This is a genomic window from Streptomyces bambusae (assembly GCF_020532645.1).
GTDB lineage: Bacteria > Actinomycetota > Actinomycetes > Streptomycetales > Streptomycetaceae > Streptomyces > Streptomyces bambusae.
Map to the genome: position 1 here is coordinate 1 of NZ_JAJAUZ010000074.1, position 14434 is coordinate 14434.

Consider the following 14434-nt stretch of genomic DNA (forward strand, 5'->3'; position numbering starts at 1 on the left):
CCCGCCCCGCCCCCCCCCCCCCCCCCCCCCCCCCCCCCCCCCCCCACTTCTCGGTCCTGCTCACGTACCGCTACCGCTCAGAGGGGCGGCAGACCGTCCTCATAGCCCTCGACCTCGTAGTTCCTGAGCATCCTGGAGACGGGCTCCCGGAGGTCTCCGCGCAGGAACGGAACTGCTTCAGCGACGCTGTCCGTTGATGGCTGGGATCACATGCTGTCCGTAGGCGTCGATGGTCGCCTCCCGTGCGTCGTGCATGTCGTACGCGGCGAACTGGTCCACGCCGAGGTCGCGCAGGGCCCGGAGTTTCCCGATGTGGGCCTCGACCGGGCCCAGCAGGCAGAAGCGGTCGACGATCTCGTCGGGGACGAAGTCGGTGGACGGGTTCCCGGCGCGGCCGTGGTGGCTGTAGTCGTAGCCCTGGCGGGACTTGATGTACGCGGTGAGGTCGTCCGGGACCATCGAGGAGTGCTCGCCGTAGCGGGAGACGAGGTCGGCGACGTGGTTGCCGACCATCCCGCCGAACCAGCGGCACTGGTCGCGGGCGTGCGCCAGCGCCTCGGGCGAGTCGTCCGCCGTGACGTAGGCGGGAGCGGCCACGCAGATGTACACGGAGTCCGGGTCGCGGCCGGCCGCCGCCGCGGCTTCGCGGACGGCGCGGATCATCCATTCGGTCAGGTAGGGGTCGGCGAGCTGGAGGATGAACCCGTCGGCCTTCTCACCGGTGAGCGCGAGCGCCTTGGGACCGTACGCGGCCATCCAGACGGGGAGCTTCCCGTCCTTGATCCACGGGATCCGCAGCGGTTTGCCGTCGACCTCGGCCTCCCGGCCTTCGGCGAGGTCGCGGATGACGTCGATGGCCTCGCCGAGCCGGGCCAGGGTGTTCGGCTTGCGTCCGGCGACGCGCATCGCGGAGTCGCCGCGGCCGATCCCGCAGACGGTGCGGTTGCCGTACATGTCGTTGAGGGTGGCGAAGGTGGAGGCGGTGACCTCCCAGGTCCGGGTGCCCGGGTTGGTGACCATCGGCCCGACGTGCAGCTTCTGCGTGTTGGCCAGGATCTGGCTGTAGATGACGAAGGGTTCCTGCCACAGCACGGCCGAGTCGAAGGTCCAGCCGTAGCGGAAGCCGTTGCGTTCCGCGCGTTTCATGAGGCTGACGACCTGGGAGGCGGGCGGGTCGGTTTGCAGGACGAGACCGAAGTCCACGGCGGGCTCCTTACGTGCTTACAGGTACTGGCAGGTGGAGCGGTGGACGAAGGCCCCGTGCCCGGCGCGCCCGGTGAACTCCCGCCGCTCGATGACGGGTACGCCGCGGGACAGCACGGTCTCCACCTGCCCGGTGATGCGGCGTCCCTCGTACGCGGAGTAGTCGACGTTCATGTGGTGGGTGGCCGCCGACAGGACCTGCTCGGCGTGCGGGTCGTAGATGACGACGTCCGCGTCGGCGCCGGGCGCGATCGTCCCCTTGCGGGGGTACATGCCGAACATCCGGGCGGGGGTGGCGCAGGCGATCTCGATCCACCGGCGGCGGCTGATGTGCCCGTCGACGACGGCCTGGTGGAGGAGGTCCATGCGGTTCTCCACCCCCGGCAGGCCGTTGGGGATCTTGGAGAAGTCGCCGCGGCCGAGTTCCTTCTGGCCCTTGAAGCAGAACGGGCAGTGGTCGGTGGAGACCACCTGGAGGTCGTTCGTCCGCAGCCCTTGCCACAGCGCCGCCTGGTGCTCCTTGGGCCGCAGCGGGGTGGAGCAGACGTACTTGGCGCCTTCGAAGTCCGGCTCGGCCAGGTTGTCGGTGGACAGGAAGAGGTACTGCGGGCAGGTCTCGCCGAAGACGGGCAGGCCCTTGTCGCGGGCGGCGGCGAGTTCGGCGACCGCTTCCTCGGCCGAGACGTGGACGACGTACAGGGGCGAGCCGGCGACCCGGGAGAGCTGGATCGCCCGGTGGGTGGCCTCGGCTTCGAGGAGGGCCTTGCGGACCTCGCCGTGGTACCGGGGGTCGGTCTCCCCGCGGGCGAGGGCCTGCTCGACGAGGACGTCGATGGCGATTCCGTTCTCGGCGTGCATCATGATCAGACCGCCGTTGCCGGAGGCCCGCTGCATGGCCCGCAGGATCTGCCCGTCGTCGGAGTAGAAGACCCCGGGGTACGCCATGAACAGCTTGAACGAGGTGATGCCCTCCTCGACCAGGAGGTCCATCTCCTTGAGGGTGCCCTCGTTGACGTCGGAGAGGATCATGTGGAAGCCGTAGTCGACGGCGCAGTTGCCGTCGGCCTTGGCGTACCAGGTGTCGAGGCCTTCGCGCAGGGAGCGGCCCGCGGTCTGGACGGCGAAGTCGACGAGGGTGGTGGTGCCGCCCCAGGCTGCGGCCCGGGTGCCGGTCTCGAACGTGTCGGAGGCGGCGGTGCCGCCGAAGGGCAGTTCCATGTGGGTGTGGGCGTCGACGCCGCCCGGGATGACGTACTTGCCGGTGGCGTCGAGGGTCCGGTCGGCGGTCCAGCCGGCGGCCGCGTCGGTGCCGTGGGCGGCCAGTGCCGCGATGCGGCCGTCCTCGATCAGGACGTCCGCGTGGATCTCGTCCGCGGCGGTGACGACCAGCCCCCCGCGGATCAGGGTGCGCGTGCTCACGGTGACGGCTCCCGTCGGTTAGGGCCTAAAGGGTGTGCAGGGCCTGTTCGATGATCTCGGCGCCTTCTTCGGCCTCGGCGACGGTCAGCGACAGCGGCGGGGCGATGCGCAGCACGCTGGTGTCGTGGCCGCCGCCCTTGCCGAGCAGCAGGCCGGCTTCGCGGGCGGCTTCGAGGACGGCGGCGGCCGCGTCGGGGTGGGCGCGGTCGGTGCCGGGGTGGACGAGTTCGATGCCGGCCATGAGGCCGCGGCCGCGGACCTCGCGGACGTGCGGGAGGCCGGCGGTGATGGCGCGCAGGCGTTCCAGCAGGAGGCCGCCGACGCGGCGGGCGTTGCCCTGGAGGTCGTGTTCGAGGAGGTGGTTGAGGTTGGCGTTGCCGGCGGCCATGGTGACGGGTGAACCGCCGAAGGTGGAGATGGAGTTGGCGTCGACGCAGTTCATGACCTCGGCGCGGGCGACGACGCCGCCGATGGACATGCCGTTGCCGATGCCCTTGGCGAAGGTGAGGATGTCCGGCGGTCCGCTGCGGGCGTGTGCCTGCCAGCCCCAGAAGTGGTCGCCGGTGCGGCCCCAGCCGGTCTGCACCTCGTCGCTGATCCAGAGGATGCCGTGCCGGTCGAGGACCTGCTTGAAGGCGGCGTACAGTCCGTCGGGCGGGCTGGTGAAGCCGCCGACGCCCTGGACCGGCTCGGCGATGAGCGCGGCGACCTGGCCGCGGCCCTGGCCGAGGAGGTCTTCGAGGTCCGCGACGCACGCCTCGGTGAACTCCTGGTCGGAGAGGTGGGCGAAGGGTCCGCGGGTGCGGACGGCGCCGTGGACGTACAGCGTCTGGAGCGGCGAGAGGCTGGTCGGGGACCAGGCCCGGTTGCCGGTGATGCCGACGGTGGAGAAGGACCGGCCGTGGTAGCTGTTGCGCATGGCCAGGACCTGGTTGGAGCGCCGGTACGAGGTGGCCAGCAGCAGGGCGGTGTCGTTGGCCTCGGTGCCGGAGGTGGTGAAGAAGACGCGGGCGTCCGGGATGCCGGAGAGGGCCGCGACCCGTTCGGCGAGCTCGACCATGGGGCGGTTGAGGTAGAGCGTGGAGGAGTGGATGATCCGGCCGGCCTGGTCGGCGACCGCCTTGGTGACCTCGGGGAGGGCGTGGGCGGTCATGGTGGTGAGGATGCCGCCGAAGAAGTCGAGGTAGCGGTTGCCCTCGGCGTCCCAGACGTGCCGGCCTTCGCCGTGGGTGATCTCGATGGGGCGCTGGTAGTAGAGCGCCAGCCAGTCGGGCAGGACCGTGCGGTGGCGGTTGTGCAGGGAGAGCGGTGAGATCACGGCTGGACCAGTCCTCCGTAGGCGTCGGGGCGGCGGTCGCGGTAGAAGGCCCACTGGGTGCGGACCTCGTCGATGAGGTCGAAGTCGAGGTCGCGGACGAGGAGTTCCTCGTCCTTGTCGCTTGCGGTGTCGCCGACGAACTGGCCGCGCGGGTCGACGAAGTAGCTGGTGCCGTAGAAGTCGTTGTCGCCGTACTCCTCCTGGCCGACCCGGTTGATGGCCGCCACGAAGTACTCGTTGGCGACGGCGGAGGCGGGCTGCTCCAGCTGCCACAGGTACGCCGACAGGCCGCGGGAGGTGGCCGAGGGGTTGTAGACGAGCTGGGCGCCGGCGAGGCCCAACTGGCGCCATCCTTCGGGGAAGTGGCGGTCGTAGCAGATGTAGACGCCGACCTTGCCGACGGCGGTGTCGAAGACGGGCCAGCCGAGGTTGCCGGGGCGGAAGTAGTACTTCTCCCAGAAGCCCTTCACCTGCGGGATGTGGTGCTTGCGGTACTTGCCGAGGTAGCTGCCGTCGGCGTCGATGACGGCGGCGGTGTTGTAGTAGAAGCCGGAGGACTCGGCCTCGAACACGGGCACCACGACGACCATGCCGGTCTCGCGGGCCAGGTCCTGCATCCGGCGGACGGTGGGGCCGTCGGGCACCGGCTCGGCCCAGCGGTAGTGCTCCGGCTCCTGGACCTGGCAGAAGTACGGGGCGTTGAAGACTTCCTGGAAGCCGATGATCTGTGCGCCCTGGCGCGCCGCTTCCCGGGCGTGCTCCTCGTGTTTGGCGATCATGGATTCGCTGTCGCCGGTCCAGGTGGCCTGGACCAGGGCGGCGCGGACGATGTGGGCCATGAGCTGCTCCTTCGACGGGACGTCAGAGAGCTTCTACGCACGTAGACGGAATGCGTAGATAGGAGAACGTAAGCCCCGTCCGGGACCTGGGCAAGACCATCGCCGCCAACCGGCAGAGTCGATCAAGTTCCGCCCGGAAGTGATCGATTCATGGCAGCTGCGGGCGGTGACGGGCACCGAGCGGACAGTTCAGGCCAGGTTCCGGCCGGTGGCGACGCCGGTGACCCGCAGGGCGTGGACCAGGTCGCGGTGGCGGCTCTCGGACACGGCGCGGGCCGCGTCGAGCAGCCGGTGCACCAGCCGCGGCGGGTCCTGCCGGGCCAGCCGTGCGGAGTCCTCCGCCGAGCGCACCCGGACGAACGCGCCGAGCAGCGCCGCGGCCTCGCGGTCCCGGCCGGCCTCGGCGAGGACGAGCGCGGCGTCGGCGATCTCGGCGGCCGGGCGGGCCACGCCCTGGCGCAGCAGCCGTCCGCAGTCGTCGTCCCGGCCGGCCGCCCCCAGCGCGGCCGCGGCGGCGGCGAGCTGCGCGGGCGGCAGCGAGGCGGCCTCCCACAGCAGGGTCGCCCAGTCGGCCGCCAGCCCGGCCCGTTCCAGCTCGCCGGCCAGGCCCGGCAACACCCCAGGTGGCCACGCCGCCGCCTCGCACAGCAGGACGTGCGCCTCCCCGGTACGCCCCTGGGCCCGCAGCGCGATCAGGCCCGCGGCCAGCGCGGCGGGGTCGGGGACGGCGGGCGGCCCGGCGGAGTCGGGGGCGGGGACCGGGTCGTGGGCGGGGGTGTAGCCGGGGGTATGGCCAGGGGCGTAGGCCCGCACGTGCGCGATGCCGTCGGGGGCGGGCGGTGCTGGATCCGGTCCGGGGTGCACGGGCGGGGCGTACGGCTGCCCCGGCGCGGTGGCCCGGCTGCCCTGCGGGGTCACGGGAGCGGGGTGCGGGCCGGGGTGCGGGGGTGCGGGGTGCGGCCCGGGGGCGGGGACCCCTTCCGGTACGGATTCCGCCGCCCGGTCCCGTACGTGCTCCCCCGCCGGCTCCGGCGGGTGCTCCGCGGGGGCGTAGCGGGCGCCGCGCGGGGCGGGGGCGGAGGTTTCGGGTAACTGCGGCAAGGGCGCGGCCTGGTGCGGGGTGCCGGGCTCCGGGGCGCCGGCGAACCGGGCGCCGCCGGATCCCCGTACGGCGGCCCGCAGGAGCCGGCGGCCGTTCGTCCTGCGCTGTCCGGCGGCCGGGGCGGGGGCCGGGCCGGCGGCCGGGGCGGGGGCTTCGGCGGCGGCCGGGCCGGGCGCTTCGGCGGCGGCCGCGAGGCGGGCGGTGAGGTCCGTGCGCCGGGAGGCGGCGCGGCTCAGATCGTCGTGGATCCAGGAGAGTTCGCGGGTGAGGAGACCGGCCCGGGCGGGGTCGGCGGCCTCCTGGAGTTCGGCCGCGAGGCGGGCGCGGGCGTGTTCGGAACCGGCCTGCTGGGTCTGGGCCGCGGCCAGTTGGGCGGCCAGTTCCGCCGGGGCGCCGGGGCGCCGGTCGTGCGCCTCGACGGCAGCCGCGCGCAACCCGGCCGCGGCGGCGGTCTCCCGGTCGGCGGCCTCGGGGCCGTGCAGGGCGGCGAAGTCCTGCAGCAGCGAGTGGAGCACGTCCCACGGCGGGATGGCGGTGCCGTCGAGGCAGGCGCGCATCCCGTCCGGGTCGCGGCCGAGGAACTCCGCGTACCAGCCGGCCGTGGGGTCGAGCAGGGCCGTCAGCCTGCGCATGTGCGAGGCGAGGTGGTCCACCGGGCCGGCCGGGCCTGTCGTTTCCGCTCCGCTTTCCATGAGGGCATTGCATCGCGTCCGTGTTACGGGCGGGCTACGGGAGTCTCAAAGGTTGACGGCGGGTGAGAGGGCGATTGCGGTGTGCGGTCGCTTGCAGGCCGCCGGGGCGAAGCCCCGGGGCTCCGCCCCGCACCCCGCGCCTCAAACGCCGGCGAGGCTGGAGTTGCTCCCATCGCCGGCAGTGCGGGCCGACTGCCACCGGGCGGGGCCCAGCCCCCACCTGGGGCGGACTGCCCAGCGGGCGGGGGCCATCCGCCCCGCCTGGGGTCGGCCGCCCACAGGGCGTGGCCACCCCAGCCCCTCCCGGGCCGGCCGCCCAACGGGCGGGTGCCATCCCTACCCCTCCCGGGCCGGCCGCCCAACGGGCGGGTGCCATTCCTGCCCCTCCCGGGTCGGCTGCCCACCGGGGCGGGGCAACTCCACCGGGCTCGGGCCGACTGCCCACCGGGCGGGGGGAAATCCAGCCCCTCCGGCGTTTGAGGAGCGGGGTCCGGGGCGGAGCCCCGAAACCAGCCCACCAGGGGTCGGTTTCACGGTGGGCCGGGCCCGCCCCGAGGACCTCGCGCTGATCGCCACCGTCGAGGCGGCCCTGCGGGCCGGGATCGCGGCCGCCGTGCCCGGCCCACCGCATCGGCGACATCGCCCATGCCGTGGGCCGGGTCTGCCGGGCCGCCGGCTACGGCGTCCCGGACGGTTTCGGCGGCCACGGCATGGGCCGCAGCATGCACGAGGACCCGGGCGTGCCGAACGAGGGCCCGCCGGGCCGCGGCATGAAGCTGCGGCCCGGCATGGTGCTGGCCATCGAGCCGATGCTGACCCCGGGCGGCGGGGACGACCACGTCACCGACCCCGACGGCTGGACCCTGCGCACCGTGGACGGCAGTCGCGCCGCCCACGCCGAGCACACCGTCGCGATCACCGCCGCGGGCCCGCGCATCCTCACCGCCCTCTGACCGCCCGACCCGCCCCGGCCCCGCCGGAGGTCACGGCCTCGGCCGGACGACCATCGCCGACCCGCCGCCGCGCCGGGTGGTCTCCGCGGCCGCCAGCCAGCGGCCGTCGGGCAGCCGCTGGACGCCGGTCGCCGCGCCGATCTCCGGGTTGAGGCGGAAGCCGTGGCCCAGGGCGGCCAGTTCGTCCTTCAGGGGGCTGTTCCACAGGGCGGGTTCCAGCTCGGTGGTGGCATGGTTGCGCTGGCTGGCCCGCGGCGCGGCGATCGCGTCGACCAGCGGCAGGCCCCGGTCCAGGTGCCCGGTGAGGGTCTGGAGGACGGTGGTGATGATGGTCGCCCCGCCCGGGGAGCCGACGGCCAGCACCGGCCGCCCGTGCTCCAGCACGATCGTCGGCGACATCGAGGACCGCGGCCGCTTGCCGGGCCCCGGCAGGTTGGGGTCGGGCACGCCGGCGGCGGCCGGGGCGAACGAGAAGTCCGTCAGCTCGTTGTTGAGCAGGAAGCCGCGGCCCGGCACGGTGATCGCGCTGCCGCCCGTGGACTCGATCGTCAGCGTGTACGAGACCACGTTGCCCCACCGGTCGGCCACCGTCAGGTGGGTGGTGTTCTCGCCCTCGTACGTGGTCGGCGCGGCCCGCCCGGTGCTGCCGCAGGGCGCCGGGTGCCACGGGTCGCCGGGGGCGAGCGGGCTGGTCAGGGCCCGCGCCGGGTCGATCAGGCAGCCCCGGGCGTCGGCGAACCGCTGGGACAGCAGCCGGCTCGTCGGCACGTCCTCGAAGGCCGGGTCCCCGACCCACCGCCCGCGGTCCGCGAACGAGATCCGGCTCGCCTCGATGAACCGGTGCAGGTACTGCGCCTGGCTGAGACCGCGCAGGTCGGACCGCTCCAGGATGTTGAGGGCCTCGCCCACGGTCGTGCCGCCCGACGAGGACGGCGCCATCGAGTACACGTCCAGCCCGCGGTAGCGCAGCCGGGTCGGGTCCTGCCGCTTGACCCGGTAGCGGGCCAGGTCGGCCGCGGTCAGGTCACCGGCCCGCACCACGCGGGTGGCGGCCGGGTCGACCGGCGGTGTGCGGACCGTGCGGACGACGTCGTCGGCGAGCCGCCCGCGGTAGATCGCGGCGGTGTTCGTGCGGCCCAGTTCGGCGTACGTGGCGGCCAGTTCGGGGTTCTTGAAGGTGCTGCCGAGCTCCGGCAGCCGGCCGCCGGGCAGGAACAGCCGCGCGGTGTCGGGGAAGTCGCGGAAGCGGGCCTCGTTCGCCTCGGTCTGCGCCCGGAAGGTGGCGTCGACGGTGAACCCGTCGCGGGCCAGCTTCTCGGCCGGCTTCAGCAGCCGGTGCAGCGGCCGGCTGCCCCAGCTGTCGAGGACGGAGCGCCAGGTGGCGGGCGTGCCGGGGACGCCGACGCCCAGTCCGCTGGTCTGGCCCTCGGCGAACGGGATCGGCACGCCGTTCTCCTGGAACAGCCGCGCGTCGGCCGAGGCGGGCGCGGTCTCCCGGCCGTCGACGGTGAACACCCGGCGCCGGGAGGCGTCGTAGTAGACGAAGTAGCCCCCGCCGCCGATGCCCGCCGAGTACGGCTCGGTGACGCCGAGCGCGGCCGCGGTGGCGACGGCGGCGTCCACGGCGTTGCCGCCCTCGCGCAGCACGGCGATGCCCGCCGCGGAGGCGTCCGCGTCGGCGCTGGCGACGGCGCCGCCCCAGCCCACCGCCACCGGGACCTTCGGCGGGGTGCCGCCGGCCGGGCCGGCGGCGGAGGCGGGCACGGTGGGCGGGGCGGTCGCGCCCGTGGCGGCCAGGGCCGCGGTGAGGGCGAGGAGCGCTAAGGAGCGGGTGCGGGCACGGCGCATCGGGACCTCCGGTCGACGGCGACCCGCGCAGGGTAGCGCCCGGCGCGCTGCCGCTACCATCCCGCGCATGAACGAAGACCTGCGCAACATACTCCTCGGGGTGGCGGCCACCGGGGTCAGCGGCTCCGTCGGCTGGTTCGCCCGCACGTATCTGTGGCTGCGCAAGCTCCGGCGCAAGCAGGCCTTCTTCGGCCTGCCGACCGGCTCGGACTGCCTCTTCGTGGTCAACCGGCAGATGGGCGGCACCGACAGCTCGGTGCACCGCCGCGACGCGCTGGCGCTCCTGGAGATATCCGCGCTGATCAAGGACTGCGGGGCGAACGTGCAGATCGTCGAGCACGACACGGCCCGTCAGGGATTCGGCGAGCGCGCCGAGTTCTGCGTCGGCGGGCCGATATCCAACGTGCGGACGGCCGCGCACCTGGAGTCGATGCTGCCGGGCGTGCACGTGGACCTGACCGCCGAGGACACCGCCGACCGGGGGGCGCTGCGGGTCGGCGGGGAGACGTACCGCTGGCAGAAGGACACCGTCGAACACGTGCTGCTGGCCCGGCTGACGACGGAGGCGGGCGCCCGCCCGGTCTTCCTGGTGAGCGGACAGACGGCCGTCAGCAACCAGGCTGCGGCCCGCTATCTGGCCCGCCACCACGAACAGTTGGCCCGCACCTACGGCCGCAAGTCCTTCGCACTGATCCTGAAGGTGGTCAACTCCCGTGCGTACGGGCCCGATGTGACCCACCTGGTGGCGGACGTCACCGCGGCGGCCCGGACACCCGCAGCGGCAGCCTCGTGAGCCCGTTGATGAAGTTGGACACCAACCGCCTTGGCGGACCGGCCAGTTCGGGTACGGGCATGGCGGCCGTCCACTCCTCGTAGAGGGTGCGCAGCTGGAGCCGGGCGAAGTGGGCGCCGAGGCAGACGTGCGGGCCGTCGCCGAAGGAGACGTGCGGGTTGGGGGTGCGGCCGAGGTCGAGCCGGTGGGGGTCGGTGAAGACGCGTTCGTCGTGGTTGGCGGAGGCGTGGAAGACGACCACCTTGTCGCCGGTGCGGATGCGCTGCCCGGCGAGGTCGGTGCCGGCGGCGGCGGTGCGGCGGAAGCTGAGGACCGGCGGGTGGACGCGCAGGAGTTCGTCCACGGCGGCGGCCGCGGGCACCGCTCCGGCCTGCAGCCTGCGGTACTCGTCGGGCGCCCCGGCCAGCGCGAGCAGTCCGCCGGGGGCGGCACTGCGCACCGTGTCGTTGCCGGCGACGGTGAGCAGGAAGAAGAACATTTCCAGCTCGGCGGCCTCCAGCCCGGCTTCGGCGAGCGCGGTCATGAGGTCGTCGGCGGGGTGCCGGCGCTTGTGCGCGGCCAGTTCGCGGGCGTAGCCGAACATCTCGCCGAGCAGGGCGGGCGAGCGGGGGTTCAGCGGCCTGCCGTCGGGGCCGGGCTGCGGGGCCGGGGCGTCTTCGGGGTCCTGGTAGCCGATGATCCGGACCGTCCAGTCGAGGAGCAGGCCGCGGTCGGCGGGCGGTACGCCCATCAGGTCGGCCAGGTTGAGCAGCGCGTACTCGTCGGTGACGGTCCGCACGACGTCGGCGGCGCCGTCCTCGGAGCCGTCCCGGGCGGCAGCGAGCAGGGTGCGGGCGCGGGCGCGGACCCGGTCGCCGAAGCGCTCGACGCGGGCCGGGGTGAACGCCCGGGCGAGCAGCCGGCGCAGCCGGCCGTGGTCGGGCGGGTCCTGGTTGAGCATGGTGCGCCGCAGGAACGGCAGGTCGGCCGGGTCGGGGTCGCGGATCTGGGTGGCGCCGAGGGACGAGGACCAGGTGCGGGCGTCCTTGAGCACGCGGACGACGTCGGCGTGCCGGGTGACCGCCCAGAAGCCCGGGCCGGCCGGCCAGCCGAGGACTTCGGGCTCGGGCTGCCAGGCCACCGGGTGACGGTCGCGCAGCAGCCGGTAGGCGGCGTGCGGGACGGCGCGGCCGTAGATCCGGGGGTCGAAGACGTCGGGCACCGGACCGGTCGCCGTCTTCTCCTGCCGGTCCGTCCTCTCCTGCCGGTCCGTCCTCTCCTGCCGGTCCGTCCTCTCCTGCAGGTCTGTCTGGTCCGCGTGGTCCGCCTGGTCCGCCTGGTCCGCGTGGTCCGCCTGGTCCGCTGTGCTCACCGGGGTGCGCTCCCTGCCGTCCGCGTGCCGTCCGTCGCCGGGCCCGGCGCGTGGTCCGGCCCGGCGGGACCACGGTGGCCCGCCGGGCCGCCGCCCGGCAAGGGGGCGGGCCGGACCCGGTGGTTCAGCCGTCGGTTTCGTCGCAGCGGGCGGGCTCGGTCTCACCGTCGGGTCCGAGCAGGACCACGGCGGTGACCGGGCGCCGGAGGCCGGCGTGGTAGGCGGTGCACACGAGCTGGGCGCGGGCGGTGGCCGACAGCTCCGTCACGGGGAAGGTGAACCGCACGTTCAGCTGGCGTCCGGTGTACTCGGCCTTGACCTCGCTGCCCTTGGGGCTGAAAGGGACCGCGGTGTGCAGTCCGGCGGCGCGCTCGGCGTCGGCAGGCCCGGCGAGCAGCCGGCTCATGACGAAGGTGACCGGGAGGAGGTACCCGGAGTCGGACTCGGAACCGCCGCCGCCGATGAGGCCGCCCTCCGCGTTGCCGTCGTCGGAGTCGAAGAGCCCTTCGCGCAGGGCCGGGGTGAGCCTGCCGTTCTCGCCGATGAAGAAGAGGAGGGTGCCGTTGGGGCGGTCGGAGGTCACCACGGCGGGCTGTCCGGCCTCGATGACGTCGGTGCCCTGGATCCGCGTGGGCAGGCTGCCGCAGCCGGCGACGGCGGCCGCTGCCAGCACGGCGGCGGCCGCCGCGGGCCAGGCCCGCCGCAGCCGCCGTATCGCACCCTCCGCCGGGTGTCCTGCCGTGCGTTCCGTCATGTGCGCGCCTCCCAGGGCATCTCGACGGTGAACACCGCGCCGCCGTACGGCCCGTTGGCCGCCCGGATGGTGCCGCCGTGCAGGCGTACGTTCTCCAGGGTGATGGCCAGGCCCAGCCCGCTGCCCGCCGACCGGGTGCGGGCGGCGTCGGCCTTGTAGAAGCGGTCGAAGATGTGCGGGAGCACCTCGGGTGCGATGCCCGGGCCGCTGTCGGCGACCTCGGTCAGCAGCCAGGGGCCGCCCGGCCGGGCCTCTGCGTACACCCGGATCCGGACCGGGCCGCCGCCGTGCCGGAGGGCGTTGCCGACGAGGTTGGCGAGGACGACGTCGAAGCGGCGCGGGTCGAGCCGGGCGCGCAGTCCGTCGGGCACGTCGGTGTGGACCTGCTCCAGCCAGTGCCGGCGTTCCAGGGTCTTGGCGATGGTCTCCGCCATGTCGACCTCGTCGGTGTGGAGCTCTGCGGCCCGGGCGTCGAAGCGGGAGATCTCCATCAGGTCGTCGACGAGGTGGGCGAGCTTGCCGGTCTCGGCGCTGACCAGGCGTACCGCGGCGGCGGTGTCCGGGTCGAGGCGGGCGGCGTCCTCGTCGAGGACTTCGGTGACGGCGAGCATGCCGGCGAGCGGGGTGCGCAGTTCGTGGGAGACGTCGGCGGCGAACCGGCGGGCGCGGGCCTCGGCCTGCTGGAGTTCCTGGACGGAGGCTTCCAGGGCGCCGGCGGTCTCGTTGAAGGTGCGGGCCAGTTCGGCGAGTTCGTCGCGGCCCTTGACCTCGATGCGGGTGTCGAGGCGGCCCTCGCCCATCCTGCGGGCGGCCCGGCGCATGTCCCGGACCGGGCGCAGCACGCTGCGGGCGGCGAGGAGGGCGGGGATGACGGAGATGGCGAGGCCGGGCAGGGCGCCGTCCCGGGCGGCGAGGACCATGGCGTCGATGGTGGTCTGCTCGGTGTTCATGGCCATCACGCCGTAGAAGACGGCTCCGGTGCCGATGCGTTCGCCGCGGTAGTCCATGACGGCGGGCATGCCGAAGGTGAGGTAGGGGGTGCCGTCCTTGACGACGCGCTGGAACACGGCGCGGGGGGCTTCGTGGGCCGCCTTGCGCAGTTCGGGGGTGATCACGGTGGAGGTGCCGGAGTTGCCGGAGGAGGCCCGCATGGTGCCGTATTCGGCGAACACGGCCCAGGGGTGCGGCTTGGCGAGCCGGGCGATGTCGCGGCACTCGGCGCTGAGGTCGGTGCTGCGGGTGTACGGCAGCCGGATGGGGCGGCGGTCGAGGACGTCGCGCATGCTGGCGACGGCGGTGTCCTGGGTCTGCCGCAGGACGGCGCTGCGGGCCTCCCGGTAGGCGAGGGCGGCGGTGGTGAGGGCGCTGATGGCGGCGACGAGCAGGAAGCCGGCGATCAGGCGAGTCCGCAGACCGAGGGGGGCGAATCGTTTCACTGCCGGCCTACAGCGGACCGAAGCGGTAGCCGAAGCCGCGCACGGTCTGGACGTAGCGGGGGCTGCCCTCGGGGTCCTCGATCTTGGTGCGGAGCCGCCGGACGCAGGCGTCGACCAGCCGGGCGTCGGCGTGGTAGCTGTGGTCCCAGACGTACTCCAGGAGCTGCTGGCGGCTGAAGACCTGCTCGGGAGAGGCCGACAGGTGGAGCAGCAGCTTGATCTCGCTGGGGGCGAGCGGCAGGCGCTCGCCGTTCCTGGCGACGGTCAGTCCGGCCCGGTCGATGGCGAGTTCGCCGTGGAACTCGACGGAGGGGCGGCCGGCCGGCTCGCTCAGCCGGCGCAGCACCGCCTTGATGCGGGCCTCGATGACCTCGGTGCGGGCGGGCTTGACGATGTAGTCGTCGGCGCCGGCCTCCAGGCCGACGACGATGTCGAAGTCGTCGCCGCGCGCCGTGAGCATGATGATGGGCAGCTGGCTGGTGTCGCGTATCCGCCGGCACACCTGTACGCCGTTCATGCCGGGCAGCATGAGGTCGAGCAGGACGATCTCCGGCCGGAACTCGGCGAGGGCCTGCAGGCCGGCCTCGCCGGTCTCGGCGGCCCGCACCTCGTGGCCCCGGCGGCGCAGGCCCAGGCCCACGCCCTCCCGGACGGACGGGTCGTCCTCGATCAGCAGTACACGTGGCATCGGATCAGTATCCCAGGCGGGTGCGGGGCGCCGGTTCG

The 14434-nt window shown here is 74.0% G+C and carries 11 protein-coding genes and 1 pseudogene; 2 read left to right on the forward strand and 10 right to left on the reverse strand.

Annotated elements, in window-relative coordinates:
- Positions 1-177: 177 nt before the first annotated feature.
- From LG634_RS32435 to LG634_RS32455, 5 genes are all read right to left on the reverse strand, one after another.
- Positions 178-1203: a TIGR03842 family LLM class F420-dependent oxidoreductase gene (locus LG634_RS32435; RefSeq protein WP_226739229.1), complete on the reverse strand. Its 1026-nt coding sequence runs from the start codon at positions 1201-1203 to the stop codon at positions 178-180.
- Positions 1204-1221: 18 nt separating this feature from the next.
- Positions 1222-2622, reverse strand: a complete 1401-nt coding sequence (gene hydA / locus LG634_RS32440) for a dihydropyrimidinase (RefSeq protein ID WP_226739231.1) — start codon at positions 2620-2622, stop codon at positions 1222-1224.
- A gap of 25 nt (positions 2623-2647) precedes the next feature.
- A complete protein-coding gene (locus LG634_RS32445) occupies positions 2648-3940 on the reverse strand; it encodes an aspartate aminotransferase family protein (protein ID WP_226739233.1) in 1293 nt (430 codons plus the stop codon).
- Positions 3937-4779: a nitrilase-related carbon-nitrogen hydrolase gene (locus LG634_RS32450; protein ID WP_226739234.1), complete on the reverse strand. Its 843-nt coding sequence runs from the start codon at positions 4777-4779 to the stop codon at positions 3937-3939. The genes LG634_RS32445 and LG634_RS32450 overlap by 4 nt, the downstream gene beginning before the upstream one ends.
- A 189-nt stretch (positions 4780-4968) precedes the next feature.
- Positions 4969-6573 carry a hypothetical protein gene (locus tag LG634_RS32455; protein ID WP_226739236.1) on the reverse strand — a complete coding sequence of 535 codons (1605 nt, stop codon included), beginning with the start codon at positions 6571-6573 and terminating at the stop codon, positions 4969-4971.
- A gap of 523 nt (positions 6574-7096) precedes the next feature.
- Between LG634_RS32455 and LG634_RS32460 the strand changes: the two are divergent.
- A pseudogene (locus LG634_RS32460) lies at positions 7097-7526 on the forward strand (M24 family metallopeptidase); the annotation flags it as partial.
- Between the two features lie 30 nt (positions 7527-7556).
- Here the strand turns inward: LG634_RS32460 and ggt are convergent.
- Positions 7557-9374, reverse strand: coding sequence for a gamma-glutamyltransferase (gene ggt / locus LG634_RS32465; protein ID WP_226739238.1), 1818 nt, complete (start codon positions 9372-9374; stop codon positions 7557-7559).
- A gap of 67 nt (positions 9375-9441) precedes the next feature.
- Between ggt and LG634_RS32470 the strand changes: the two genes are divergently transcribed.
- Positions 9442-10167, forward strand: coding sequence for a hypothetical protein (locus LG634_RS32470; RefSeq protein ID WP_226739239.1), 726 nt, complete (start codon positions 9442-9444; stop codon positions 10165-10167).
- On the opposite strand, the gene LG634_RS32475 is transcribed toward LG634_RS32470, so the two are convergent.
- The 4 genes from LG634_RS32475 to LG634_RS32490 form a co-directional block, all read right to left on the reverse strand.
- A complete protein-coding gene (locus tag LG634_RS32475) occupies positions 10127-11368 on the reverse strand; it encodes a cytochrome P450 (protein WP_226739275.1) in 1242 nt (413 codons plus the stop codon). The genes LG634_RS32470 and LG634_RS32475 overlap by 41 nt on opposite strands.
- A gap of 274 nt (positions 11369-11642) precedes the next feature.
- Positions 11643-12272: a hypothetical protein gene (locus LG634_RS32480; RefSeq protein WP_226739241.1), complete on the reverse strand. Its 630-nt coding sequence runs from the start codon at positions 12270-12272 to the stop codon at positions 11643-11645.
- A complete protein-coding gene (locus LG634_RS32485; RefSeq protein WP_226739243.1) occupies positions 12269-13708 on the reverse strand; it encodes an ATP-binding protein in 1440 nt (479 codons plus the stop codon). The genes LG634_RS32480 and LG634_RS32485 overlap by 4 nt, the downstream gene beginning before the upstream one ends.
- Positions 13709-13715: 7 nt before the next feature.
- Positions 13716-14396, reverse strand: a complete 681-nt coding sequence (locus LG634_RS32490) for a response regulator (RefSeq protein WP_226739244.1) — start codon at positions 14394-14396, stop codon at positions 13716-13718.
- Positions 14397-14434 lie beyond the last annotated feature (38 nt).

What these genes read in the sequence shown, in the direction of transcription:
- LG634_RS32450 (WP_226739234.1), bottom strand. Translation starts at nt 4,779, where the DNA reads ATGGCCCACATCGTCCGCGCCGCCCTGGTCCAGGCCACCTGGACCGGC.
- LG634_RS32455 (WP_226739236.1), bottom strand. Translation starts at nt 6,573, where the DNA reads ATGGAAAGCGGAGCGGAAACGACAGGCCCGGCCGGCCCGGTGGACCAC.
- ggt (WP_226739238.1), bottom strand. Translation starts at nt 9,374, where the DNA reads ATGCGCCGTGCCCGCACCCGCTCCTTAGCGCTCCTCGCCCTCACCGCG.
- LG634_RS32470 (WP_226739239.1), top strand. Translation starts at nt 9,442, where the DNA reads ATGAACGAAGACCTGCGCAACATACTCCTCGGGGTGGCGGCCACCGGG.
- LG634_RS32480 (WP_226739241.1), bottom strand. Translation starts at nt 12,272, where the DNA reads ATGACGGAACGCACGGCAGGACACCCGGCGGAGGGTGCGATACGGCGG.
- LG634_RS32490 (WP_226739244.1), bottom strand. Translation starts at nt 14,396, where the DNA reads ATGCCACGTGTACTGCTGATCGAGGACGACCCGTCCGTCCGGGAGGGC.